Source organism: Labrys methylaminiphilus subsp. lupini (assembly GCF_051161885.1).
Taxonomy (GTDB): domain Bacteria; phylum Pseudomonadota; class Alphaproteobacteria; order Rhizobiales; family Labraceae; genus Labrys.
This window is the reverse complement of the sequence record NZ_JBMDIH010000001.1, coordinates 2,524,337-2,547,397: the sequence shown is the minus strand read 5'-3', so window position 1 is coordinate 2,547,397 and position 23,061 is coordinate 2,524,337. Positions and strand designations below refer to the sequence as shown.

Annotated in this window: 20 protein-coding genes and 1 tRNA gene; 12 read left to right on the top strand and 9 right to left on the bottom strand. The window is 62.0% G+C overall.

Annotation, left to right across the window (positions count from 1 at the left end):
• Positions 1 to 64: 64 nt before the first annotated feature.
• Positions 65 to 1,393, bottom strand: a complete 1,329-nt coding sequence (locus ACN6KF_RS12025) for a porin (protein WP_434957050.1) — start codon at positions 1,391 to 1,393, stop codon at positions 65 to 67.
• Between the two features lie 498 nt (positions 1,394 to 1,891).
• Positions 1,892 to 2,830 carry a LysR family transcriptional regulator gene (locus ACN6KF_RS12020; RefSeq protein WP_434957049.1) on the bottom strand — a complete coding sequence of 313 codons (939 nt, stop codon included), beginning with the start codon at positions 2,828 to 2,830 and terminating at the stop codon, positions 1,892 to 1,894.
• Positions 2,831 to 2,886: 56 nt separating this feature from the next.
• On the opposite strand from ACN6KF_RS12020, the gene ACN6KF_RS12015 reads away from it, so the two are divergent.
• Positions 2,887 to 3,813 (top strand): NAD-dependent epimerase/dehydratase family protein, encoded by a 927-nt coding sequence (locus ACN6KF_RS12015; RefSeq protein WP_434957048.1) that lies wholly within the window; start codon positions 2,887 to 2,889, stop codon positions 3,811 to 3,813.
• Positions 3,814 to 3,816: 3 nt separating this feature from the next.
• On the opposite strand, the gene ACN6KF_RS12010 is transcribed toward ACN6KF_RS12015, so the two are convergent.
• On the bottom strand, positions 3,817 to 4,956 hold the full coding sequence (locus tag ACN6KF_RS12010) for an alpha/beta hydrolase (protein WP_434957047.1): 1,140 nt from the start codon (positions 4,954 to 4,956) through the stop codon (positions 3,817 to 3,819).
• Between the two features lie 74 nt (positions 4,957 to 5,030).
• Positions 5,031 to 5,492: a GatB/YqeY domain-containing protein gene (locus ACN6KF_RS12005; RefSeq protein ID WP_434957046.1), complete on the bottom strand. Its 462-nt coding sequence runs from the start codon at positions 5,490 to 5,492 to the stop codon at positions 5,031 to 5,033.
• A 245-nt stretch (positions 5,493 to 5,737) separates the two neighbouring features.
• Here ACN6KF_RS12005 and carA point away from each other — a divergent pair, with 245 nt between their 5' ends.
• The 3 genes from carA to ACN6KF_RS11990 all read left to right on the top strand — a co-directional run bounded on the left by carA (position 5,738) and on the right by ACN6KF_RS11990 (position 9,331).
• On the top strand, positions 5,738 to 6,937 hold the full coding sequence (gene carA / locus ACN6KF_RS12000; protein ID WP_434957045.1) for a glutamine-hydrolyzing carbamoyl-phosphate synthase small subunit: 1,200 nt from the start codon (positions 5,738 to 5,740) through the stop codon (positions 6,935 to 6,937).
• 20 nt (positions 6,938 to 6,957) lie between these two features.
• Entirely contained in the window at positions 6,958 to 8,022 is a 1,065-nt protein-coding gene (locus tag ACN6KF_RS11995; RefSeq protein WP_434957044.1) for an extensin-like domain-containing protein, read from the top strand.
• Between the two features lie 439 nt (positions 8,023 to 8,461).
• Positions 8,462 to 9,331 carry a LysR substrate-binding domain-containing protein gene (locus ACN6KF_RS11990; protein ID WP_434957043.1) on the top strand — a complete coding sequence of 290 codons (870 nt, stop codon included), beginning with the start codon at positions 8,462 to 8,464 and terminating at the stop codon, positions 9,329 to 9,331.
• Between the two features lie 97 nt (positions 9,332 to 9,428).
• On the opposite strand, the gene ACN6KF_RS11985 is transcribed toward ACN6KF_RS11990, so the two are convergent.
• Complete coding sequence (locus tag ACN6KF_RS11985) at positions 9,429 to 9,878, bottom strand: hypothetical protein (protein ID WP_434957042.1); 450 nt, start codon at positions 9,876 to 9,878, stop codon at positions 9,429 to 9,431.
• A gap of 160 nt (positions 9,879 to 10,038) precedes the next feature.
• Between ACN6KF_RS11985 and ACN6KF_RS11980 the strand changes: the two genes are divergently transcribed.
• The 4 genes from ACN6KF_RS11980 to ACN6KF_RS11965 all read left to right on the top strand — a co-directional run bounded on the left by ACN6KF_RS11980 (position 10,039) and on the right by ACN6KF_RS11965 (position 15,062).
• Complete coding sequence (locus tag ACN6KF_RS11980; RefSeq protein WP_434957041.1) at positions 10,039 to 10,263, top strand: hypothetical protein; 225 nt, start codon at positions 10,039 to 10,041, stop codon at positions 10,261 to 10,263.
• A gap of 235 nt (positions 10,264 to 10,498) precedes the next feature.
• Positions 10,499 to 13,804 (top strand): carbamoyl-phosphate synthase large subunit, encoded by a 3,306-nt coding sequence (gene carB, locus ACN6KF_RS11975; protein ID WP_434957040.1) that lies wholly within the window; start codon positions 10,499 to 10,501, stop codon positions 13,802 to 13,804.
• 122 nt (positions 13,805 to 13,926) lie between these two features.
• Entirely contained in the window at positions 13,927 to 14,400 is a 474-nt protein-coding gene (gene greA / locus ACN6KF_RS11970; protein ID WP_149254640.1) for a transcription elongation factor GreA, read from the top strand.
• A gap of 176 nt (positions 14,401 to 14,576) precedes the next feature.
• Positions 14,577 to 15,062, top strand: a complete 486-nt coding sequence (locus ACN6KF_RS11965) for a hypothetical protein (protein WP_434957039.1) — start codon at positions 14,577 to 14,579, stop codon at positions 15,060 to 15,062.
• Between the two features lie 49 nt (positions 15,063 to 15,111).
• Here the strand turns inward: ACN6KF_RS11965 and ACN6KF_RS11960 are convergent, their stop codons facing one another.
• Positions 15,112 to 15,597 carry an Lrp/AsnC family transcriptional regulator gene (locus ACN6KF_RS11960; RefSeq protein ID WP_434957038.1) on the bottom strand — a complete coding sequence of 162 codons (486 nt, stop codon included), beginning with the start codon at positions 15,595 to 15,597 and terminating at the stop codon, positions 15,112 to 15,114.
• 191 nt (positions 15,598 to 15,788) lie between these two features.
• Positions 15,789 to 16,502, bottom strand: a complete 714-nt coding sequence (locus ACN6KF_RS11955) for an SIMPL domain-containing protein (protein WP_434957037.1) — start codon at positions 16,500 to 16,502, stop codon at positions 15,789 to 15,791.
• Positions 16,503 to 16,650: 148 nt separating this feature from the next.
• Here ACN6KF_RS11955 and ACN6KF_RS11950 point away from each other — a divergent pair.
• Positions 16,651 to 16,726: transfer RNA gene (locus ACN6KF_RS11950), tRNA-Ile, on the top strand.
• A 41-nt stretch (positions 16,727 to 16,767) separates the two neighbouring features.
• Here the strand turns inward: ACN6KF_RS11950 and ACN6KF_RS11945 are convergent.
• Positions 16,768 to 17,328 (bottom strand): tyrosine-protein phosphatase, encoded by a 561-nt coding sequence (locus ACN6KF_RS11945; RefSeq protein WP_434957036.1) that lies wholly within the window; start codon positions 17,326 to 17,328, stop codon positions 16,768 to 16,770.
• 814 nt (positions 17,329 to 18,142) lie between these two features.
• Here ACN6KF_RS11945 and ACN6KF_RS11940 point away from each other — a divergent pair.
• Positions 18,143 to 18,790, top strand: coding sequence for a cyclic nucleotide-binding domain-containing protein (locus tag ACN6KF_RS11940; protein WP_434957035.1), 648 nt, complete (start codon positions 18,143 to 18,145; stop codon positions 18,788 to 18,790).
• Between the two features lie 262 nt (positions 18,791 to 19,052).
• Positions 19,053 to 19,946, top strand: coding sequence for a DMT family transporter (locus tag ACN6KF_RS11935; RefSeq protein WP_434957034.1), 894 nt, complete (start codon positions 19,053 to 19,055; stop codon positions 19,944 to 19,946).
• A 103-nt stretch (positions 19,947 to 20,049) separates the two neighbouring features.
• Here the strand turns inward: ACN6KF_RS11935 and ACN6KF_RS11930 are convergent, their stop codons facing one another.
• A complete protein-coding gene (locus tag ACN6KF_RS11930) occupies positions 20,050 to 21,066 on the bottom strand; it encodes a substrate-binding domain-containing protein (protein WP_434957033.1) in 1,017 nt (338 codons plus the stop codon).
• 563 nt (positions 21,067 to 21,629) lie between these two features.
• Between ACN6KF_RS11930 and ACN6KF_RS11925 the strand changes: the two genes are divergently transcribed.
• Positions 21,630 to 22,889 carry an ABC transporter substrate-binding protein gene (locus tag ACN6KF_RS11925; RefSeq protein WP_434957032.1) on the top strand — a complete coding sequence of 420 codons (1,260 nt, stop codon included), beginning with the start codon at positions 21,630 to 21,632 and terminating at the stop codon, positions 22,887 to 22,889.
• Positions 22,890 to 23,061: the final 172 nt, after the last annotated feature.

Genomic DNA, 23,061 nt, shown 5'->3' with positions numbered 1-23,061 from the left:
AGCGCACGAAAAAAAGGCCCGGCGCAAGCCGGGCCTCCCTTGATGCGATGATCGCAATGACGGATCAGAAGGTGCGCTTGATGCGCACGCCACCCATCCAGAAATCCGACTTGGCGTCGCGGGCGATGGCCGGCGCACCGGCCGCTGGCACGAAGGCCAGATTGTCGATCTGCTGATGGGTGTAGGTAACTTCGCCGGTGACGGTCAGGCCCTTGACGACCGTATAGGTCAGATTGCCCGTCAGCGAATACTCCTGGACCTTGCGGTCGCCGAGATTGCTGAATTTGTCATAGGTGGTGTCGATATAGGCACCGACCAGGTTGGCCCCCCATTGCGGCGTGAAGTTGCCGCCAAGTTCAGCGGTTACCGACCAGCCCTTGCCTCCATCGATCGTCCGATTGTTGGACGTCACGAAGTAGTCCTGGCCCTTGAGCTTGGTGCTGCCGATTCCGAGATAATCGAGAGCGCCGTCGGCATACTGGCCTTCGATCACGAAGTGACCCTTGTCGAGGGCTGGAATGTTCAGCAGCAAGCTTCCTCCGACCGCGTATCCCCATTTATTGGAGCGAGGATAGTAGCCTACGGCGCCAGGGGCGATCGGGATGCCGGCGGCGTCAACCGCGGGCTCGGCCGTACGATATTGATGCGCAGCGGCCTGGACGGCGATCGAACCCCAATCCTGCTTCAAACGGATCTGGCCGACAATGTCGGGGACCTGTTGCCCGCCCTGTATAGTCTGGAAGGCGTTCTGGCGATGGTCGCGACCGTCCTCGACCGACAGCGTTGCTGTGAAGCCGCTGCCGAAATCGGCCGTGTAGGCCAGCAGGTTCACGACGTTGGATTGGGCGTAGTAAGGCCCCCAGATCGTATTGCCGTAGTCGAGGTCATAGAAGCCGAAGAAGGAGTGAGCATACCCGGCTGTCAGGCCGCCGAACTGGATGTATGCATATTTGATCGAGAAGGTGTTGCCAGACGTATCGCTGCCGACACTCCAATTGCTCGGAATTGGATGGCTATTGGCTCTGAGTTGGAAGAAAGAGCGCAGCAGGCCGAATTCAGTCTGCGTGCGGGCGTCGAAGGAGATGCGAGCCTCGGTGTTGAAGGCGCTACTATGGTTGTTGCGGTTCTGCTTGTAACGGTCGCCGCTGAAATTGTTTCGGCCAGTAACACCGTCGCCGCTCTGGTTGTAGAAGCGATAGTCGGCACGGATTTCGCCGCCGATCTTGAGGCAGGTATCGCTGCCAGGGATGTAGAAGAAGCCGGGGCCGAAGGCCGAGCAGACCTTCACATATTCGACGGCTTCTCCCTTGGTCATGGGGAGGTCGGCGGCCTGGGCGGTGGCAAGGGCGGCGAAACCGGCCGCGGCGCCGAGGAGGAGAGATTTCATCGTCATCTGAAGGCTCACTGAGCAAATTGAGTTGGGTACTTCGGGCTGGCTCGTCTCGAGCCGGGCACAGGCTTTCGCCCAAAAAGGGCGTTTGAAGCCGGATGCTCGTGAAACGAGAGCCGAAGTGTCTTTGCGGAATCCCGAGGGGATTCACAACAACGTTTGCAACAGACAGCTGATATGACGTTTTAATAACTGAATAGTGTCTCCAAAAAGCCACATTACGTTTTGTGACAGTTTAATGAAACTAAATATATGTTTTGTTAAAACTGTATATCACTGAAGATAAACTGATTATTATTGCGGTCCTGGGTAAATGATCAGGCATCGCAAGGAAAATTCCCCATGTTTTCGACCGATTTGTTCTAGAAATGGAACAGCCTTCACCGCGAAATCAGGGCGCAATTGCAGACGGATGTTCGCGCGTTATATGCGTTTTTACGTGATTACGCTCAGAAGTTGAATTTGATTGCGGGGCGTAAACGGTCGGTGCCGCGGAGGCGTTCACTCCACGGTTTCGGCGGCGACCTGCCTGAAGACGTCCCGCAGCCAGGCAAGCAGGCGGTCATGCTTGCGGGATGCGTGCCAGACCATGGTGACGGGCAAGGTCGTCGGCCGAATCGGGGGCTCCAGGAGGATGAGCCCGAAGGCCGGAGCGAACTGGCGTGCGAAGGCACGAGACAGCATGGTCACCATCTCGGTGCGGGCTACGGCCATCAGCGCCGAGGTGAAATGCGGCGTTGTCAGGCCGATGCGTCTTTCCAGCCCGGCCGCGGCCAGCACTGCATCCGCCTCGGTGCTGCCGTCGCCGAAGACGGACACGGTGACATGTGTGAGGGCGGCATAGGCGCCGAGGCTGAGCGGTCCGTTCCGGGCGGCTGGATGATCGCGCCGCATGATCAGCGCGAGGCGATCGTCCATCAGCATCTCGCTATGGGTTCCGGCCGCGAGCGGGTAGTTGGCCAGAGCGAAGGTCAGGTCGACATCACCGCTCTGGAGACGGCGGGCGATGTCCGTTCCGATCGGCATGGCGCGCAGATCGACATGCGGCGCTTCTTCGAGCAGACGGGCCATCACGCCGGGAAAGAGCAGGGTGGTCAGCGAATCGACGGCCGCAATCCGTAGCGTGCGGCGCTCGGTCGAGGGATCGAAGAGCGGTTCGGCAACGAGGGCGCGGATATCGGCCAGGATCTCCTGCACCTGCGGCACCAGCGCCTCGGCGCGCGCTGTCAGCACCATGCCGGCTCCCGAGCGCAGCATCAGTTCATCGCCGAACAGATGGCGCAGACGATCGAGTGCCCGGCTCATCGCCGGCTGGCTGAGGCCGATCTCGCGTGCCGCGCGGCTGACGCTGCGCTGGGCGAGCAGGGCGCCGAGCGCCGTCAGCAGGTTGAGATCGATCGATTTCAAATGCACGTCGCGCATATAGTAAATATAAACCATGCATTGGAGTTATGATAGGGCACTTGCTAGCGTCTCCTCATCAAGGAGAACGCACCATGTCTGCTAAAATCATGATCCTGGGTTACGGCCCCATCGGCCGCGCCATCGCACAGCAGCTTTCGGAGGCCGGCCGCGAGGCGCTGGTCGCTCAGCGGCGGGAACCAGCCAATCTGCCGTCCGGCGTGCATTTCCATGCCTGCGATGCTCTTGACCGGGCCAGCCTGACGGCCGCGCTGCACGGGCACGACGTGCTGATCTGCACCATCGGGCTCGCCTATGACGCGGCCGTCTGGGAGAGGGACTGGCCCCGCCTGATGGCCAATATGCTAGCGGCTTGCGAGGCGAACGGGGCACGTCTGGTTTTTGTCGACGACCTTTACATGCACGGCCCCCAGCCCGGGCCGCTCGATGAGAACACGCCCCTCGATGCGCCCGGTCGCAAGGGCAGAGTGCGCGCCGCTATCACCCAGCAATGGCAGGCTGCCGGCACGGTGACGGCCACAGCCTTGAGGGTGACGGATTTCTACGGCCCCGGCGTGACGCTTTCGGTGCTTGGCCAAGAGGCCATCGGCCGTCTTGCCGCCGGCCGCTCCGCCCAACTCGGCATCGCCGCCGACGAGCCCCATGCTTTTGCCTACGCACCGGATGTCGCTGCGGCCGCGATCCTGCTCGCCGATGCTTCGGACGAGGCCTATGGCCGGGCCTGGATGATGCCCTGTGCGCCGGCGCGCACGCCGCGCGAGATCATCGGCATGGCCGCTACGGCGCTCGGCGTAAAACCTCGCCTGCAGGCGCTCCCCGGCTGGCTGCAGAGGTTGATGGGGGCGTTCGTGCCTTTTCTACGGGAGTGGACCGAGACGGCCTATCAGCACGACCGCCCCTTTCTCGTCGATGGCGGCAGTTTCGAGCGTTCTTTCGGCTTCAGGCCGATGCCGCTCGAGCAGGGGATTTCGGCCACTGCGGCCAGCTTTCTCAAATCCTGAGAATCACTGCCCGACGATGGCTTCGCCCAAACGCAGAGGAGTCTGCAGCAGCGTGCCGGCCGTATTGACGACGAACAGGCCGGTGCGCGAGATCGGATTGCCGCGGGCGGCCGCCGCGTCGCTCTTGGCCATCTGGCTGAGGGAGGGCAGCAGGCCGACGAACTTGCTGTGATTCATCGAATCCAGGCTCTGGGCATCCGACATGTCGATCACCCGCAGGCCGTAATGGGCGATGGCCTGCTGGGCCTCCTTGTTGTCGATCAGAACATTGCCGACGCGCGGCACATCCCCCGCCAGTCGCTGCGAGAAGCCGAGTGCCCTGTCGTCGCGTGAGATCCCGACCGTGATAGGCTGGTTTAGCTTACCGATGGTGTCGAGTTGGGTGCGGAAGACGTCGATGTCGATGTCCGGCGACATCAGGAAGACTTCGCCGAGCTTGGGAATGAAGGCCGAGTTGCCACGGATCTTGGACTGGCGGAGGGTCTCCACCGCCAGCCAATTACCCATGGAATGCGCGATGATGTGGATGCGTCGCACACCCGGCGTGCGGGCGAGGCCGTTGAGGGTGGCTTCAAGATAGTCGCGCGAATAGGTGGTGCTCTCGCGATCGGCGACATAGCCGGTCAAGGTGCCGAGCGAGGGCCAGGCGAAGGCTACGACCGCTCCCGGAAAGCCGCTGTCCTTCTCGAGCTGGGCAACCCGATAGACGGCTTCCTGGTAGTTGGTGTTGTAGCCATGCACGAAGACGATGACCTCGCCACTGCCCTTGGTGTCCTTTGCCACGGCTGCGTCGAAACGCGCCTGGTCCAGGGCCGTCGAACCGGTAACGACGAAGTTCACGGCAGGATTGCCGGGAGGCTTCTTCGGCCATTCGATATTGCCGACGACATGGTTGGGCGGCACCGAAATCGTATAGGCCTCATAACTCACGCCGAAATTGCGCTTGGTGGTGAAGTCGTTCTTGTCGGTGGCGGAGCGCTGACGCGTGGTGGCGACCAGTATGTTGACCGGCGTACCGATACCCGGCGATGCCGAGACCGGATGCAGCATCAGCGCACCGGGCCGGTCGGCGCAGGACGCCAAGCCGGCCACGGCGAGCAGGACCACCGAAAACCGAACCAGGAAGCGTGGGAAGGGCGCCATGCCGGCCTCATTGTTGCACGGCCGGCAATCTAGCGGGCGCGTCGGTCTCGGAAAAGCCTGGAATTTAGACGTCCTTAACCGCCGAGCGCTTCCTTGACCAGCGGGCTGGTCTTGCCGAAATCCATCTTGCCGGCGAAACGCTCCTTCAGCGCGGCCATGACCTTGCCCATGTCCTTGACGCCGGCGGCTCCGATTTCGGTCACCACGGCGGCGATGGCGGCCTTGGTCTCGGCCACGTCCATCTGCCTGGGCAGGAAGGAGGAGAGGGTTTCGATCTCGGCCTTGCTGGCTGCGGCCATTTCCTCGCGGCCTGCCTTGACGGCGGTCTCCAGCGTCTCCTGGGCCTGCTTGATCATCTTCTGCAGCATGGACAGGATCTCGCTTTCCGGGATCTTGCCGTCATGCTCGCCGCCGCGGGCGGCGATGTCGCGGTCCTTCAACCCGGCCTGGATCATGCGCACGACCGACAGGCGGGCCTTGTCGCCGCCCTTCATGGCGTCCTTGACGGCGGTGGTGAAATCGTCGCGCAGAGACATGGTGCCCTACCTTTCCTGGAATCAAAATTGTTCACCGAGCGGCACGCAGCAGCGAAATATTTGGTAGCTCCGTCTCAAATCATTGAATTTGCTTACGATTTTGAGCGTCACCAAGGGTTGACGGCAAGCCGTCCGCCCCCTACTTTCCGCCGCGCCTGCCGGGCGGAGCCAAATGTGCCGCCGCCATTCATCCGGCACTTAAGATGAAAATGACCGTCACACAAGCGAGCGCGAAGGACAGAGACATGGAAAATGGCTGGGCGGAACCCAAGGCGACCGCGCTCCTGGTCCTCGCAGACGGCACCGTGATCGAAGGCATCGGGCTCGGCGCCGTGACGAAGGCGGCGGGCGAACTGTGCTTCAACACCGCGATGACGGGCTATGAGGAAATCCTCACCGACCCTTCCTATGCCGGCCAGATCATCACCTTCACTTTCCCCCATATCGGCAATGTCGGTGTCAATGACGAGGACATCGAGACGGTCAACATGGCCTCTTCCTCCGGGGTGAGGGGCGTGGTGCTGCATGCGCCGATCACTGAGCCCGCCAATTACCGTGCCAGCCGCCATCTCGATGCCTGGCTCAAGGCTCGCAACATCGCCGGGATTGCCGGCATCGATACCAGGGCGCTGACGGCACGCATCCGCGAGGGCGGCATGCCCAATGCGGTGCTCGCCTTCGATCCCAACGGCAATTTCGACGTCGAGGCTCTGAAGCGCGAGGCCGCCGGCCTTCCTTCGATGGACGGCCTCGATCTGGTGCCCCCGGTCACGACCGCGCAGCGCTTCGACTGGGACCAGACCACTTGGGAATGGTCGCAGGGCTTTGGCAAGCAGGAGGCGCCGCAATACAAGGTGGTCGCCATCGATTACGGCGTGAAGCGCAACATCCTGCGCCTGCTGGCCGCGGCCGGCTGCGCCGTCACCGTGGTGCCCGCCACCACACCGGCCGAGGAGATCATTGCGCTTGAACCCGATGGTATTTTCCTCTCCAACGGCCCCGGCGATCCTGCGGCGACCGGCCAATATGCCGTGCCGGCGATCAAGGCGCTGCTCGAAAGAGACATTCCGATCTTCGGCATCTGCCTCGGCCACCAGATGCTCGGCCTCGCTCTTGGCGCCCGTACGGCCAAGATGAAGCAGGGCCATCACGGCGCCAATCATCCGGTCAAGGATTTCACCACCGGCAAGGTCGAGATCGTCTCGATGAACCATGGTTTCGCGCTGGATCGCGACAGCCTGCCGGCTGGCGTGGTCGAAACCCATGCCTCGCTGTTCGACGGTTCCAATTGTGGTATCGCGGTCACCGGCAAGCCTGTCTTCTCTGTGCAGCATCATCCCGAGGCCTCGCCCGGCCCACAGGATAGTCACTACCTCTTTAAGCGGTTTGTCGAAAACATGGCGTCTCGCCATGGTGCTGCCGCAGTTGCGCAACACAACGCCTGATCGAAAACGGAGCAGTGTGCATGCGAGCAAGCGTCGCCTGTCTCTTCCTGACTGTTTTCTGCGGCACTGCGGTGGCGCAAACGGCAGATGGACCGCTGGTCCCCCTGCCGGACTACTTTCAGAAGAGCATCGCTGCGGCGAACGCCAAGCCGTTGCCGCCCCTCAAGCCCAAGCCCAATCAAATGCGGGCCATCCGGGCTTCGACCGGGCTGGAAGGCCTGCCGGACCTGATCGTCCATGGCGGCGTGCCCACCCCACCGGAGCGACCCCGCGGCAATGATTCTCCCGTGGTGTCCGCCTATGCCGCCGATACACCCTTGCCGCCTGCGCGCCCGGATACAGATATCGACGTGGCCGGGCCAGAGCCCGATGGGGCGCCGGCGCAAGCCAACGCCGCATCGAATGCCAAGCCCGACGGTGGCTTGCCACCCGGAACCTTGTCACATGCCTTCGTGCCGCTGCCCGTGCGCCGGCCCGGTGGCATTGATGACCGCATGACCACCAATCCTGGCCTCAATGCACCGCCGCCGGAAACCAAGGTCGCCATGCTGGGTGCCTTGCCGGGCGCGGGCATTGCCATCAACAATCTGGCGCGTGCGGTCCCCGAGGCCGCCATCGTCAAGGGGGCTTGCAGCGTGGGGCAGCCCTATCGCCTGATGGCGTTGGGGCCGGGCAGCCGCACCACGCTGGTGCCGGCCGCGACCGTCGACTACGCCATGGTCAACGGGCTGGTGCGCTGGGAGGCCGGCATGCAGGCTGCCGCCAAGCAGTATCTCGGCGAGAACGTCGTTGCCATCAAGGTGGCTGCTTCCTATGTCTGCCGGGGCATGAACAACATTCGCGGCGCCAAGCTCTCCGAGCATGCCAAGGGCAATGCCATCGACATTTCCGGCTATATCACCGCGAGCGGCAAGGAAATCACCGTCCGTCATGACTTCAAGGGCGGGGGTGCCAAGTCGGCCTTCCTGAAACAGGTGCATGGCGTGACCTGTGGCGTGTTCCAGGTCGTGCTGGGCCCCGGTTCGGATGGCTACCACGAAGACCATTTCCATATGGATCTCGGCCGCTGGAAGAGCTGCCGGTAAAACCAGCCTCATTGCTGGTCCGCGCACCGAGCCCGCTCTTGCCGGCGGGCCGGCCCTCAGCCGCGGCAGCCGACAGTCTTCGCAATCTCCCGCGATGACGGCTCCGGTTTGGCTCGGAACAGACGCATGAACCGGGCCAGGCGCGTCGTCATTGTGGCTCTCGCCCGCCTGTGCGGCTGATTTTCTTCTCGATAAGCTCGTCGCTCCTCCATCTGTGCCACTTCGGTGCCCCGCAGCGCGGCCTGCGGTGACAGGGCAAGGCTAAGGCCTCTGGTCAGGCCGGCAGTTAGATAAGAATCAATCATGAGAGGTTACCTCCTCACCGCTTGCAAAAGCTTGGTGACATGGCAGTCATTCTCAGGAAATATTGGGTAATCGGCAAACGAGTTCAGTTTGAATATCGTGCCTCTTTCATAAGTTTTTCTTGTGGGTGGAACATATGGAAACACTGCCGTCCCTATCGGCCTTGCGCGTGTTCGCCGTGGCGGGAAAGGCGTTGAGTTTCACCCGCGCAGCCCAGATGCTGAACGTCACCCAAGCGGCGGTTTCGCATCAGATCCGGGTGCTGGAGGAGCAGCTCGGCGTCAAATTGTTCCAGCGCACCACGCGCAGCCTGCAGCTAACCGCTGCCGGACAGCAATTGCTGCCGGCAGCGGTGGCTGCCTTCGGCGAGATCGAGCGGGCGGTTGCCGGCATCAGGCGCGCGCAGAGCCTCCTCTCGATCACCACCACGCCTTCCTTCGGTGCCCGCTGGCTGGCACCACGCCTGCCACGCTTTGCCGAGCTCCATCCCGAAATCGAGATTTCGGTGCGTCATACCGAGACGCCGCTGGATATCGTGGCCGAAGGCATCGACCTTGCCATTCGGGGCGGCCTCGGCAAATGGCCGGGCCTCACGGCGGAATTGATCGGCCCGTCGGTCACCCTGCCAGTGGCCGCGCCTGATTATGCCGAGCGTCTCCGCCTGGCCGAACCCGCCGACCTTTCCCGCGCCAGCCTTCTGCACGATCAGGATCGCAGCGACTGGCGCGAATGGCTTGCCGTGGCACGCCTCGATCCGGCTCTGGCACAGGCCGGGCAGGTATTCGACGACGAGAACGTGCTGATCGAGCTGGCCTTGGCCGGGCAGGGGGTCGGTCTGGTCGTCGGCAGTGTGGTTGAGGGGCTGATCCGCCAGGGGCGCCTGGTGGCGCTGTTCGACCGACAAGTCACGCTCGGCTATGGGTATTATCTCGCTTATCCAGCCGGCGCTCTGGCTCTGCCCAAGGTGGCGGCCTTTCGGCGTTTCGTGCTGTCGCAGGCGCGGTGAGGGCCGGAGCGCGGACATCCTGTCCGCCCTTCATCTCCACGAGCGCAGGGTTTTATTGGAAGGAAGGGCGGACAGGATGTCCGCGCTCCGAAGCAGCTTATCGGCATCTCAACGCCTTGATCGGCTGGCCGGGCTTCCATTCTATGTCATTGCCGCTCCAGAAATGCCCCTGCTTGTCCGAAGCATAGAGAGCATTGCTTTCGAGCTCGCAGGTGAAGGCCAGGGAGGTGAGCGAGATCTCACCGACGGCATGATAATCCTCGCCGCTCGCCTCGATTCGCAGAACGTCACGGTTGCCGCCGATACCGCTCGCATCGAGGCGGAAGCGTCCTTGCGCATCCGTGGTGGTAAGCATGCTGTGGCTTGGCAGGTGTGAGGAGGTCGCGCGAATGCGGATATTCGGAACGGGCTTGCCTTGGTCGAGCAACCGGCCCGTTGCGCCGAAGCCTGCGAGTGCCCCGGCCTGGCCTGGAACGGGGGCCTCGGTGAGACGACAGGCGCTCAGAACGAGGCAACTGGCGAGGATGGCGAGGCGTAGGCTGATCATGGGCGTTTTCCACGGCCAAATGGGCAGATCTCGCGGAGATGGCCAACCATGATGGCACGATTAGGCCATTTTCGCGGCTGACACATGCTTCCCTTGCGTTATCGTGGCCGGGCAGGTTTCATCGGTCCCGAACAGGATCTCACCGCCAGGAGGGAATGACATGGGCCTACGTTTGATTCGCGCCGTCCTGGCAGCCGGACTGATCACCGCACCGGTCACGGCTCAGGCCCAGACCAAGGACAGCTGTCGGAGCCTCCTGCAACACGGTGGCAAGGTGATTGACACCTATGTCATGGATTTCGGCTCGGGCGACAAGCTCTATGTCCATATCGTACGCATGCCCGGCGGCCAGACGACGAAATGCACCACGCGCGGGCCGCTTTGAGCCGCCCATCGAGCCCACAATTTCTGTTACGATCGTCACTTTCCGCTCAGGTCGGCATTCGGCCCCTTTCGCAAGACGCCAAAATGGTTTAGTCGAACCGCTCGATCCGCCGCAGCCGATCTCAATCGGCCCGAATCGTGTTCGGGCCGATTGAGATCGGCTGGTACCGTGAATATCCGGCCGTGGAGTCCCCTCCGCGGCTTTTTCATGCCGGCCCTCCTAAATCGGACGAGCGATGCCAAAACGTAGCGATATTTCCTCCATCCTGATCATCGGCGCTGGCCCGATCGTCATCGGCCAAGCCTGCGAATTCGACTATTCGGGCACGCAAGCCGTCAAGGCCCTGCGCGAGGAGGGCTATCGCGTCATCCTGGTCAATTCCAACCCGGCCACGATCATGACCGACCCGGATCTGGCGGATGCGACCTATGTCGAGCCGATCACGCCCGAGATCGTCGCCAAGATCATCGAGAAGGAGCGCCCGGACGCGCTGCTGCCGACCATGGGCGGCCAGACCGCGCTTAACACCGCGCTGAAGCTTGCCGAGATGGGCGTGCTGGAGAAATTCGGGGTCGAGATGATCGGCGCCGATGCCGACGCCATCGATAAGGCCGAGGACCGCCAGCGCTTCCGCGAGGCCATGACCAAGATCGGCCTGGAGACGCCGCGCTCGAGCCTGGCCCATAGCCTTACCGAAGCGCTGGAGGCGCTCGACCATGTCGGCCTGCCGGCGATCATCCGTCCCTCCTTCACGCTGGGCGGCACGGGTGGCGGCATCGCCTACAACAAGGCCGAGTTCATCGACATCATCGAGCGCGGCCTCGATGCTTCGCCGACCAGCCAGGTCCTGGTCGAGGAGAGCGTGCTCGGCTGGAAGGAGTTCGAGATGGAGGTCGTCCGTGACAAGGCGGACAATGCCATCATCGTCTGCTCGATCGAGAACATCGATCCGATGGGCGTGCATACCGGCGACTCCATCACCGTCGCACCGGCGCTGACGCTGACGGACAAGGAATACCAGATCATGCGTAACGCCTCGATCGCGGTGCTGCGTGAGATCGGGGTGGAGACCGGCGGCTCCAACGTGCAGTTTGCCGTCGACCCGGCTACCGGACGCCTCGTCGTCATCGAGATGAATCCGCGCGTCTCGCGCTCTTCGGCGCTGGCTTCCAAGGCCACCGGATTCCCGATCGCCAAGGTCGCCGCCAAGCTCGCCGTCGGCTATACGCTGGACGAGATCGAGAACGACATCACCGGCGGGGCGACGCCGGCCTCCTTCGAGCCGACGATCGACTATGTCGTCACCAAGATCCCGCGTTTCGCCTTCGAGAAATTCCCGGGCGCCGAGCCGATCCTTTCTACCGCGATGAAGTCGGTCGGCGAGGCGATGGCCATTGGCCGTACCTTCCAGGAGAGTTTGCAGAAGGCACTGCGCTCGCTCGAAACAGGCCTCAACGGCCTCGACGAGATCGAGATCGACGGCCTTGGCCAGGGTGACGACAAGAACGCCATCCGTGCCGCTCTCGGCAAGCCAACGCCCGACCGCCTGCTCAACATCGCCCAGGCCATGCGCCTCGGCCTGTCCGACGTCGAGATCCACGGCGTGTGCAAGGTCGATCCCTGGTTCCTGGCCCAGATCCGCGGCATCGTCGAGACCGAGCAGAAGGTGCGCGCGATCGGCCTGCCCCAGACCCAAGGTGCCCTGCGCAGCCTCAAGGCCATGGGCTTCGCCGACCGTCGCCTCGATGCACTGGCCGGTGTTCCGGAAGGAACGGTCAAGAACCTGCGCACGCAACTTGCCGTGCATCCCGTCTTCAAGCGCATCGATACCTGCGCCGCCGAATTCGCCTCGCCCACCGCCTATATGTACTCGACCTATGCGCCGCCCTTCGCTGGCGCGCCGGCCGACGAAGCCAATCCGTCCGACGCCAAGAAGATCGTCATTCTCGGCGGCGGTCCCAACCGCATCGGCCAGGGCATCGAGTTCGACTATTGCTGCTGCCACGCCTGCTTCGCGCTTTCGGATGCGGGCTATGAAACCATCATGGTCAACTGCAATCCCGAGACGGTGTCGACCGACTACGACACCTCTGACCGTCTCTATTTCGAGCCGTTGACGGCCGAGGACGTGCTGGAGATCCTGCGCGTCGAGAAGTCCAAGGGAACCCTGCACGGCGTGATCGTACAGTTCGGCGGGCAGACGCCGCTGAAGCTGGCGGCGGCGCTTGAGGAGGCGGGCATTCCCATCCTCGGCACCACGCCCGACGCGATCGATCTCGCCGAGGACCGCGACCGCTTCAAGCGCCTGCTCGATAAGCTCGGCCTGCGCCAACCCAAGAACGGCATCGCCTATTCGGTCGAGCAGGCGCGCCTGGTCGTCGCCGATCTCGGCCTGCCGCTGGTGGTGCGTCCCTCCTATGTACTGGGCGGACGCGCCATGGCGATTATCCGCGACGAGATTGCCTTCGACGATTACCTCCTCGGTACCCTGCCGCAGATGGTGCCGCCGGAGATCAAGACGCGCTATCCCAACGACAAGACGGGCCAGATCAACACGCTGCTGGGCAAGAACCCGCTGCTGTTCGATCGCTATCTTTCCGACGCGGTCGAGGTCGACGTCGACGTGCTCGCCGATGGCAAGGATGTCTTCGTCGCCGGCATCATGGAGCATATCGAGGAGGCGGGTATCCATTCCGGCGATTCGGCCTGTTCGCTGCCGCCGCGCTCGCTGAGTCCCGAGGTCCTGGACGAACTCGAACGCCAGTCCAAGGCCATGGCCCTGGCCCTCGATGTCGGCGGCCTGATGAATGTGCAATACGCCATCAAGGACGGCCTGATCTATGTGCTCGAGGTCAATCCGCGCGCTTCGCGCACGGTGCCCTTCGTGGCCAAGGTGATCGGCGAGCCGATCGCCAAGATCGCCTCCCGGGTCATGGCGGGCGAAAGCCTGGCTTCCTTCAACCTGAAAGCCAAGAAGCTCGACCATATCGCGGTCAAGGAAGTGGTGCATCCCTTCGCACGCTTCCCTGGTGTCGATACGGTGCTGGGCCCCGAAATGCGCTCGACCGGCGAAGTCATCGGTCTCGACCGCGACTATGCCGTCGCCTTCGCCAAGAGCCAGCTTGGAGCCGGTGTCACCGTGCCCTCCGGCGGCACGGTGTTCGTGTCGGTGAAGGAGAGCGACAAGCCGCGTATCCTCGATTCGATGCGGCTGCTCGCCGAGCTCGGCTTTTCGATCGTCGCGACCGACGGCACGCAGCAATTCCTTGCCGGCCATGGCGTCAACGCCACGCGTATCAACAAGGTCTTGGAAGGGCGTCCGCACATCGTCGATGCCATCAAGAATGGCAGCATCCAGCTGGTGTTCAACACCACGGAAGGGGCCCAGGCCCTGGCGGATTCGCGTTCGTTGCGACGTGCCGCCCTCTTGCATAAAGTTCCGTATTACACCACTCTCTTCGGAGCGGTGGCGGCTGCGCAAGGGATCAAAGCCCATAAGGGCGGGGATCTGGAAGTGCGGCCGCTGCAATCCTATTTCTGAAAGGAGGCACCCTCTCCCGTGGGGGGAGGGTACCGTAAAATTGCAAAACCGATATGTCAGCCGCGCCGGGGAAGTCCGTCCGGCGCGTATCTTTTTTGCGTTTGGAAAGAGAAGACGAAGCAATGGACAAGATCCCGATGACGCCGGCAGGCTATGCCGCGCTCGAGGCAGAATTGAAGGAACGCCAGCAGGTTGAACGGCCGCGCATCATCGCGGCGATTTCCGAAGCGCGTTCCCATGGCGACCTTTCCGAGAACGCCGAATATCATGCGGCCAAGGAAGCTCAGGGCCATAATGAAGGCCGTGTCGCCGAACTCGAAGATGCTTTGTCTCGCGCCGAAGTGATCGATATTTCCAAGCTGTCCGGCGACACCGTCAAATTCGGGGCCCTTGTCACGCTGATCGACGAAGACACCGAGGAAAAGAAGACCTATCAGATCGTCGGCGAGAGCGAGGCCGATGTCCGCTCCGGCAAGATCTCGATCGGTTCGCCGCTCGCCCGCGCGCTGGTGGGCAAGAAGATCGGGGTCTCCGTCGAGGTCAACACGCCCAAAGGCCCCAAGGCCTATGAGATCGCCAACGTCGCCTGGCGTTGAGCCGGCCGCCGATTTCGGGCCCTGTAACACGGTGCGCCGCATCCTCGCCGGGTGCGGCGTTTTGCTGTTGGATACAGGACGACATGGTCGCGTGAATTTGCTTCGATTGGCGAGACGGCACGTTCTATAGAGAGCGAGTATCTATAGAGAGCGCGTATCGCGAGCAGGAGGGTACCATGACTTCGGAACGTATCGGGCGCAGGGGCTTCCTGACCATTGGCGCCGGTCTGCTGCTCACCAGTTGCGCCACCTCTTATGGCGACAATCCCGCCATTCCCGTCATCCGCAGGGTTCAGGTCAGCGGGAGCGGCAATCTCTGGCTCCAGCGCATGCCGCCCTATCTTCAGCGCAATCTCGTCCGTCAGCTCGGCTCGCGCTACCAGCCCGGCGCAAAGGGCGGAGCGACATTGTCGGTCGTGCTTACCGACATCAGTTTTCCTGTGGATTCCGACGGTGGCCTGGTCAGCTTCGACAGTGTCGACACGCTCGATGGCCGCATCACGCTGTCGTCATCGGGGGGCGTGATCAAGAGCTTCCCGCTCTTCGCCACCACGACCTCGGTGGATGCCGCTGCTGAAGTGCCTGATCCGACACCGCGCCGATATGATTGGCTGGCTTCCAGCTACGCGCATTGGCTGCTGAGCAAGCTGGTTCAGGCTTGATACGGTTCACTCAAGATGGGCAAGCACGCCCAGCTGAACCGCATCGGGGTCAGGCCCCTTCGCTCACGTCGAGTTCGAGGGGAACGATCGGATCATCCTTGATAGAGCGCAAAGTCAGCGCCGTCTTGACGTTGCGCACGGCCGGCCCTGCCGTCAGCTCGGCCACGAAAGCCTGGAAGGAGCGCAGATCCTTCGCCACGCATTTGAGCACGAAATCGACGTCGCCGGACAGCATCCAGCATTCGCGCACCAGGGGCTGATTCTTCACATAGGTTTCGAAGGATTGCAGATCCGCACCGGCCTGCGAGGTCAGATTGACCATGGCGAAGATGGTGATCTCGTAACCGAGCGAGGTTTCGTCGAGCAGGGTGCGGTAACCCTTGATCACGCCGGCATCTTCGAGGGCCCGCACACGCCGCAGACAGGGGGGCGCGGAAATGCCGACGCGCTTGGCCAGCTCCACATTGGTCATGCGACCATCGGCCTGTAGTTCCTGCAGGATTTTCCAGTCAACAGCATCAAGGCGTGCGCGCACGATAAGCATTCCGATTAAGAGCGGTTAAGCCGTCCTAAACCGGGGAGAACAGCCAGGCAAGCATCTTTGTTACCCAATCGGCCTTGCTGCGTGAAACAAACTTGCGTGTGCGGAAAATCGGCGGGCCAGCACTGCGGCAAATGCCGTGCTGGCCCGTGGAGTCTTGTTCGATACTGGCGGAGCGCGAAGGGTCAGTCTTCAAGCTCGAAGCGTGCGGATACGGTGACGTTCAGCGCGCTCTCTCCGGACTCGATCGGCACCGAATCCTGCACGGCCTTGGCGCGATAGAGGCCGCCGCCGATCGGGCCGGTATTCTCGCTCAGATCCACCAGCTTGCCTAAGCGCAGACCGGAGGCCTTGGCATAGATCTCGGCCTTGCGCCTCGCATCGTCCAGGGCGGTCTTGCGAGCCCCGTCGAGCAGGACCGACTGGTCGGAGACGACGAACTGGATGCCCTCGACGCTGTTGGCGCCGGCGCTCACCGCCTTATCGAGGATATCGCCGAGCCTGGGCAGGTCGCGTAGCGTCACGTTCACGGTATTGGAGACGGTATAGCCCGCAATGGCCGGGCCATCTTCGGAACTCGACGAGAACTTGCCGTTCTGTGGGCTCGCCGGCTGCACGCTGAAGCCCGAGGTCTGCAGGTCCTTGGGATCGATGCCGGCTGCCTTGAGCGCGGCGAGAACCTCGCCGGTCGCCTTGGAATTGGCGGTCAGCACGTCGCGCGCCACCTTGCCTGCGCTCTGCACGCCAACGCTGACATAGGCCAGATCCGGCTTGGCACCGACCGTCGCCTCGCCATTGATGGCGATCACGCGCTTGAAATCTTCGGCTTGGGCGGCGCCGAGCGCTCCGGCCAGCAGCAAGGCGGCGAGGGCGGGGCGGGCGACGAAGGACGGTAGCATCGATGAACTCCAGTGATAAAAATTGCGAGTGGAACCTTGCAATCGAAGGCGGCGGCATGATGACGGGCTTGCGGCAGGCATCGCAATTGCGGATAGCCGATTGAACCTGGACAAGACTCTGCCTATAGATGCCCCGTCTGGCACAGCCGGGCCTGTAGCTCAATGGTTAGAGCCGGCCGCTCATAACGGTCTGGTTGGGGGTTCAAGTCCCTCCGGGCCCACCAGAACTCCTTACAGGAATTCGCTAGCCTGGCGCGATTATCGGTCATTGCAGGTCGGTGGTGTTGCCGTCCGACCTAGCCAGCGCAGGGTGTGGTTCGTGCCCAACCTTGTTCAGCCACTGGGCGAATTCCTCCCAGGTTCTGTCCATGGCATAGCCGGGCAAAAAGGGCAGGGACAAGTGCCCGAAGAAGGGAGACAATTGGGCTTGCGCCTTCTCGCGGCCGGCCTTGGCGATTGCGGCGACATAGAGGGCGGCGGCAAGGCCGGTGCGGTCGGCTCCGGAAGCGCAGTGGATCAGCAGCGGTTTTGGCGCCTGCGCCATCAAGGTGATGAGTTCTTCGGCTTGTTCCCGGCTCAGCCCCCGCTTGGCCGACATCCGGAAATCGATGTGGTGAATGCCGAGCACCTTCGCATCGGCGACTTCCCTATCATACCAATCCTGGCCGGGATTGCTGCCGCGCAGATTGATGATGGCCTTGATGCCATAGCGCTGGACGTTGAATGACATCGTGGCGCTGCCGAGTTGGGCGGACCGATAGACCTGTCCGCGAATCACCGTGCCGAAATTGCCCCAGCAGATGAGCACCACGACATAGATAGCCACGGCGGAGATGCTCCAGAACAAGGTTCTGGAGAGCCATCCGCAGGCACGGCTGCCCCCTTTCGACCGTGCAAGCAAGACGCGTGGAAGCAGGTGTCTCAGGGAAGATCCTGGGTTGTAGCGGACATGTTGTTTCAATCTGTAATAAGACAGCAGCAGCGCGAACAGGATCGACAGCGATGCAAGGGCGATGGAGCGATCCGTACTTATTTTTTCATAAATTGATGCGAAAATTGCCGCAATTATCATTAGATTTATTAGAATAAATGAGATTATGTTATCAATGTTTCTAAATATATCCCTGATTACGTCCCTTATTATCATGAAAAAGGGTGGCATTTTTTGCATCCTGAAGCCGAATTTTTGAGATTGATATGCCGGCTTAATGGGAAGTGCGTTGCAAGAGTGTCGCCGGCGATAAATCTATACTGCTGATTATTATTGCATGGACATTGCGTGGTTATGTCGATGGCGCGCGACAAGAGGGGGATGTCATCTCGGAGAGGTGCCCGCCACTGCCGAAACCGACAAAACCATGCGGACTATGGCGGAGGGTTTCCCATCAGCGCATCCAGAGCAGCGCGCCGGGCGAGGGCGTCGCCGTATTCGAGGCCAGCCGACAAACTCGCAATGGCAACCAGGCGGTTATCGGGGTTCTAGAGCCGATGCGCCTTGCATGGGCGCGAGTCGGCTCCGGGTTGGGGCCACATCGGCCGACCCGTGCGAGGGCGCACAGCATTTTTGCGCTGAGCGCACCATGTGGATGCCGCGGATGGCGGCGTGACACTGCATCCGGTCTTCCCTCCCTGGTGCTGAAATGTTCTTCGAAATTGTCCGGCTCGGCCTGATCCATGCCGCCGCCCTCATTGCCGTTGCGGCGCTGACCTGCCGCGACCAGCTGGTCTTGCGTGCCCTCCTCGTGGTCTCGACCCTGCTCTACATTCTCTATTACCTGGTCGTTCCCGAGATCATGCTGTGGGATGCGCTGTTCTGGACCGTGGTCAATCTGGGCGTGAATCTTCTGATGATGGCCAGGCTGGTTTTTGCTCGCACCCAGTTTCGTCTGAGCGCCGAAGAGCGACGGCTGTTTGCTGCCCTGGGCGGCCTGTCGCCGGGCGAGTTCCGATCCTTGATGAAGATCGGTCTTTGGCGACGCAGCGAGGATGGCCACACCCTCCTGCGCCAGGGGGAAGCGGTCGAGAAGGTCTATTATGTGCTCGACGGGCGGTCCCATGTGGAGAAGGCTGGCCGCAATCTGGTCATCGGGCCGCAGTCCTTCATCGGCGAGGTCGGCTTCCTGCGTCGCCAGCCGGCCTCGGCCACTGTGACGGTCGAGCCAGGCGCCTGTTATGTCGAATGGCCGGTTGCAGCCCTCAGCGCCTTGCGAATGCGCCGCCCCCTGATCAAGGTCGCGCTCGACGGCTTGCTCGCCTCGGACATGGCGGCGAAGATGACGGCCGCCTGATTTCCCTACGGGCTCGAAAGATTGCCTCTTTCCGCAATGTCCGGATATTGGTACGACAAATGACCGTTCGGGGCGGATGGGGCGACGCCCGGCCGACTTCCGGACCGCTTCAAACTCCATGCCATGCGCCTGGAACGCTTTGCGAATTGACGGACTCGGCAAGACTTGCAAAGACGCTTCGAACCAAAGAACTCGAACCAAGAATTGGGCAAAGCGCATTCATCGCCGAACGCGCCTTGTTCCGGCAGGAAACGAAACCGAAATGACTTCCCCCCGCCAGGCTGGTATCGGGGCCGCGAGCGTCGGCATGGGCATCGCGCTCTTTCTCACCGGCGTGTTCTTTTTCGCCCTGAACGATGCCCTCGGCAAATGGCTGGTTGCCGACTATTCCGTCGGCCAGCTGTTGCTGCTGCGCTCGGTGGGCGCGGCCATCGTCCTCGTGCCGATGGTCTGGCACCTGAAGGTCGATCTCTTCGATTTCGGCCAGTGGCGGCTCCAGATCCTGCGCATCCTGTGCATGGCCGGCGACACCTACTGCTTCTATTTCGCCACGCGCAGCATGCCGCTCGCCGACGTCATGACCTTCTACATGGCGGCACCCCTGATCATCACCGCCTTGTCGGTTCCCCTACTCGGCGAAAGGGTGGAGCCGTTCCGCTGGGGAGCGGTCATCGCCGGCTTCATCGGCGTTCTCGTGGCGCTCCAGCCTTCGGCGGAACTGTTCTCCTCGGCCTCGCCCATCGCTCTCATCGGCGCCGTCATGTTCGGCCTGGCGGTCACCGTGACGCGGCAGTTGCGGCGCACGCATTGGCTTTCCCTCGTGGTCTGGCAGTTCGCCGGGGCGGGCGTCATCGGCGCGGCTACGATACCGTTCGCCTGGGTTACGCCGGGCTGGTTCGATCTTGCCCTGATGTTCCTCGTCGGTATCGTCGCCATGATGTGCTTCGTATGCATCACCCGCGCTCTGGCCATGGCGCCGGCTGCCTTGCTCGCCCCGTTCCAGTATTCGGCCATGGTATGGGCCACTTTGATGGGTTGGATCGTCTGGCGCGACGTGCCGACGCTGCCGATCGTCATCGGCAATTGCATCATCATCGGCAGCGGATTGTTCGTCTTCTATCGTGATCGAGCCACTGTGTCCGCGCCGGCCGGCTAAAGCATTTTCCAGAAAAGCTGATGGACTTTTCGCTTAAGAAAATGCGTCAGAATAGGAACTAGAAAGCAAAGCGCGATTTTCCCGAAATCGCGCTTTGCTTTAGTCAGGGCGCGGGCGGCACGGTGGAGCCGCGGAAGACGAGATCGACAGGCCAAATCTCTGCGATGGCGGCGGGATTGGCGCTGTTGGCCAAGGCCATGGCGATCTCGGCCACCCGGATTCCGGCGGCATGGATCGAGGAGAAAGTGGTGGTGAGGGCTGGCGTCAGTGTCTCCGGCCGGATGGCGTCGAGGCCGTCATCATGGGCGATCAGCGACAGGTTCTTGCCGACGACCCGGCCTGTCTCCCGGGCCGCCCGCATGGCCCCGAGGGCGAGAAAGATCGACGAGCAGAGCAGGGCCGTCGGCGGGTCTGATAGCTCGAACAGGCCACGGGCCATGCGGTAGCCGTTCTCCTCAGTCATGCGGGCGCCGCCTTCGAGTTCCGGAGAGGCGGTGAGCCCCCGGGCGGTCAACGCTCGGCGCCAGCCTTGCGAACGATGCGTAGCGAAGGTGAAGCGCAGGTTTTCGTTGAGCAGGCCGATGCGCCGGTGCCCCAGATCGATCAGCAGCGTGGTGGCCTTGTGAAAGGCCCCCTCATTGTCGATGTCGAGATGGGGATAATGCAGGCCGGTCTGTGTGCGTCCATGCATGACCAGGGGCATGCCCAGCCGCTGCAGCAATGCGATGCGCGTATCGTCGATCGTCGGGGAAGACAGCAGCACGGCGTCGACCGACCGGACGCGCGCGAGGCGTCGATAGGTACCGGCCTCGTCGCCCTGGGCGGAGGAGACCAGCACGTCATTGTCGGATCGAGAGCATTGGGTGGCGACGCCGGCGAGAAAATCGGTGAAGATCGGATCGAGCAGCATGTTGCGTTCGGACGAAAACACGATGCCGATCGCCCCCGCGCGACCGGTCGCGAGTTTGCGTGCGCTGGCATTGGGACGATATTGGTAGGTCTCGGCCGCCTCCAGCACGCGCTTGCGCGTCGCCTCGCCAACTTCCGGAAAGCCGTTGAGCGCGCGGCTGACAGTCGTCTGGGACAGACCCAGATGCTGTGACAGTTCCTTCAAGTTCACCGCAACGTTCCTTCCAGGCCTTCTCGTTTCTCTCGATGAACAGAAGCGGACCCGTTTTGCCGGGATCGGAGAGAAATATCCGTCGGGCACAGCGAATAGCTCGCGATACTGCGCACCCTTCTAGGCAACTCCCCCAGCCGCAAGCAGCGATGAGACCGCATCTGTTCATTAAAGCGCTTTGGGCCAACGCTTTCTATTATTTTTTCTGAGTCAGCTTAGTTCTTTTCCGTCAAATAGGTAGCATAACCGCCGTATTTGTTGGGAAATTCACAAGTTTCTCACGCATTCGCTCAAAAAACATCAGCGGCATTGAATTTCAATCAAAATATTTCAATGGAGCATGCCACTTTCGGAGGATCTGTTCGGGCGCCCCAGTTGTTACGCAGTTTTGCCATGTGGTTGCCTTGACAAAGGCGGACTTTTGTCGGAATTAGAATTCAAAGCGCTTTGAAGTAGATTATAGAAGCTCTGCTAAAAGAGACCTCGAACGAGGAAATGTCGGTTGCCTATGCTGACCTGCCATAGAGGAGGCAGCTACGGCACATTAAAGGGAGGAAGACCGCATGTTCATGCGTTGGGCCTTGGCCGCGACTGCCTCTATCGCTCTCACGAGCTTTGCCAGCGCTGCCGAAGTCGCGATTTCCTGCGGCGCAGTCGGCCAGGAATTGGCCCTGTGCAAGAGCGGCGCGGAAGCCTGGGCCAAGAAGACCGGCAATACCGTCAAGATCGTCTCGACCCCCAACGATACCAATGAAAGGCTGGCGCTCTATCAGCAGCTGCTGTCGGCTGGTGCGAGCGACATCGACGTCTTCCAGATCGACGTGATCTGGCCCGGCATTCTCGCCAATCACTTCATTGATCTCAGCCCCTACACCAAGGGTGCCGAGAAGGAGCATTTCCCCGCGATCATCGACAACAACACGGTGGGCGGCAAGCTCGTCGCCATGCCGTGGTTCACCGATGCGGGCGTGCTCTACTATCGCAAGGATCTTCTGGAGAAGAACGGGCTGAAGCCGCCGACCACCTGGCAGGAAATGACCGAGGCCGCGGCCAAGGTTCAGGAGGGAGAGCGCAAGGGCGGCAACGACAAATTCTGGGGCTTCGTGTTCCAGGGCAAGGCCTATGAGGGTCTGACCTGCGATGCGTTGGAATGGATCGACTCCTACGGCGGTGGCACCATCGTCGATGCGGAAGGCAAGATCACCATCAACAATCCCAAGGCGGCGGAAGCGGTAACGCTGGCCTCCTCCTGGATCGGCAAGATTGCGCCGGATGGCGTGCTCAATTACGGCGAGGAGGAAGCGCGTGGCGTGTTCCAGTCGGGCAACGCCGCCTTCATGCGCAACTGGCCCTATGCCTGGTCGTTGGGCAATGGCGCCGACAGCCCGGTCAAGGGCAAGATCGGGGTCGTGGCCCTGCCCAAGGGCGGCGCCGACGGCAAGAACACAGGTACGCTCGGCGGGTGGCAACTCGCCGTCTCCAAATATTCCAAGAAGGCGGATCTTGCCGCCGACCTCGCCGTCTATCTGACCTCGAAGGAGGAGCAGAAACGCCGCGCCATCGAAGGCAGCTACAATCCCACCATCGCCAGCCTCTACGAAGACCCGGACGTGCTCAAGGCCGTACCGTTCTTCGGCGACCTGAAAGCGACCTTCACCAGCGCAGTCGCCCGTCCCTCCAAGATCACCGGCGCCAATTACAACGAAGTTTCGAATGCCTTCTGGAACGCGATTGCCAGCGTGCTGTCCGGCAAGGCGAAAGCAGAGACGGCTCTCGAGGACCTTGACGGCGAACTCGCCAATATCAAGGGCTCGGGCTGGTAACATCCTCCCCGACTGCGCCGCGAACCCTCGGTTCGCGGCGCTCTTTCTTCTTCCTTCCTTCCCTCTCCAGCCGCATGGCCGAAGCCTGGGTCCTGACCCCGTGGGCGTGGCTATTGGCAGGTCGCATCTCGACTTCATGCGCTCCGACTTCAAGAATTTCGACTTGGGTGGT

Coding starts and splice junctions, on each gene's coding strand:
- ACN6KF_RS11990 (WP_434957043.1), top strand. CDS start 8,462: ATGGAAACACTGCCGTCCCTATCGGCCTTGCGCGTGTTCGCCGTGGCG.
- carB (WP_434957040.1), top strand. CDS start 10,499: ATGCCAAAACGTAGCGATATTTCCTCCATCCTGATCATCGGCGCTGGC.
- ACN6KF_RS12005 (WP_434957046.1), bottom strand. CDS start 5,492: ATGTCTCTGCGCGACGATTTCACCACCGCCGTCAAGGACGCCATGAAG.
- ACN6KF_RS12025 (WP_434957050.1), bottom strand. CDS start 1,393: ATGACGATGAAATCTCTCCTCCTCGGCGCCGCGGCCGGTTTCGCCGCC.
- ACN6KF_RS11925 (WP_434957032.1), top strand. CDS start 21,630: ATGTTCATGCGTTGGGCCTTGGCCGCGACTGCCTCTATCGCTCTCACG.
- ACN6KF_RS11980 (WP_434957041.1), top strand. CDS start 10,039: ATGGGCCTACGTTTGATTCGCGCCGTCCTGGCAGCCGGACTGATCACC.
- ACN6KF_RS12010 (WP_434957047.1), bottom strand. CDS start 4,956: ATGGCGCCCTTCCCACGCTTCCTGGTTCGGTTTTCGGTGGTCCTGCTC.
- greA (WP_149254640.1), top strand. CDS start 13,927: ATGGACAAGATCCCGATGACGCCGGCAGGCTATGCCGCGCTCGAGGCA.
- ACN6KF_RS11955 (WP_434957037.1), bottom strand. CDS start 16,502: ATGCTACCGTCCTTCGTCGCCCGCCCCGCCCTCGCCGCCTTGCTGCTG.
- ACN6KF_RS11985 (WP_434957042.1), bottom strand. CDS start 9,878: ATGATCAGCCTACGCCTCGCCATCCTCGCCAGTTGCCTCGTTCTGAGC.
- ACN6KF_RS12020 (WP_434957049.1), bottom strand. CDS start 2,830: ATGGTTTATATTTACTATATGCGCGACGTGCATTTGAAATCGATCGAT.
- ACN6KF_RS11940 (WP_434957035.1), top strand. CDS start 18,143: ATGTTCTTCGAAATTGTCCGGCTCGGCCTGATCCATGCCGCCGCCCTC.
- ACN6KF_RS11965 (WP_434957039.1), top strand. CDS start 14,577: ATGACTTCGGAACGTATCGGGCGCAGGGGCTTCCTGACCATTGGCGCC.
- ACN6KF_RS11995 (WP_434957044.1), top strand. CDS start 6,958: ATGCGAGCAAGCGTCGCCTGTCTCTTCCTGACTGTTTTCTGCGGCACT.
- ACN6KF_RS12015 (WP_434957048.1), top strand. CDS start 2,887: ATGTCTGCTAAAATCATGATCCTGGGTTACGGCCCCATCGGCCGCGCC.
- ACN6KF_RS11935 (WP_434957034.1), top strand. CDS start 19,053: ATGACTTCCCCCCGCCAGGCTGGTATCGGGGCCGCGAGCGTCGGCATG.
- carA (WP_434957045.1), top strand. CDS start 5,738: ATGGAAAATGGCTGGGCGGAACCCAAGGCGACCGCGCTCCTGGTCCTC.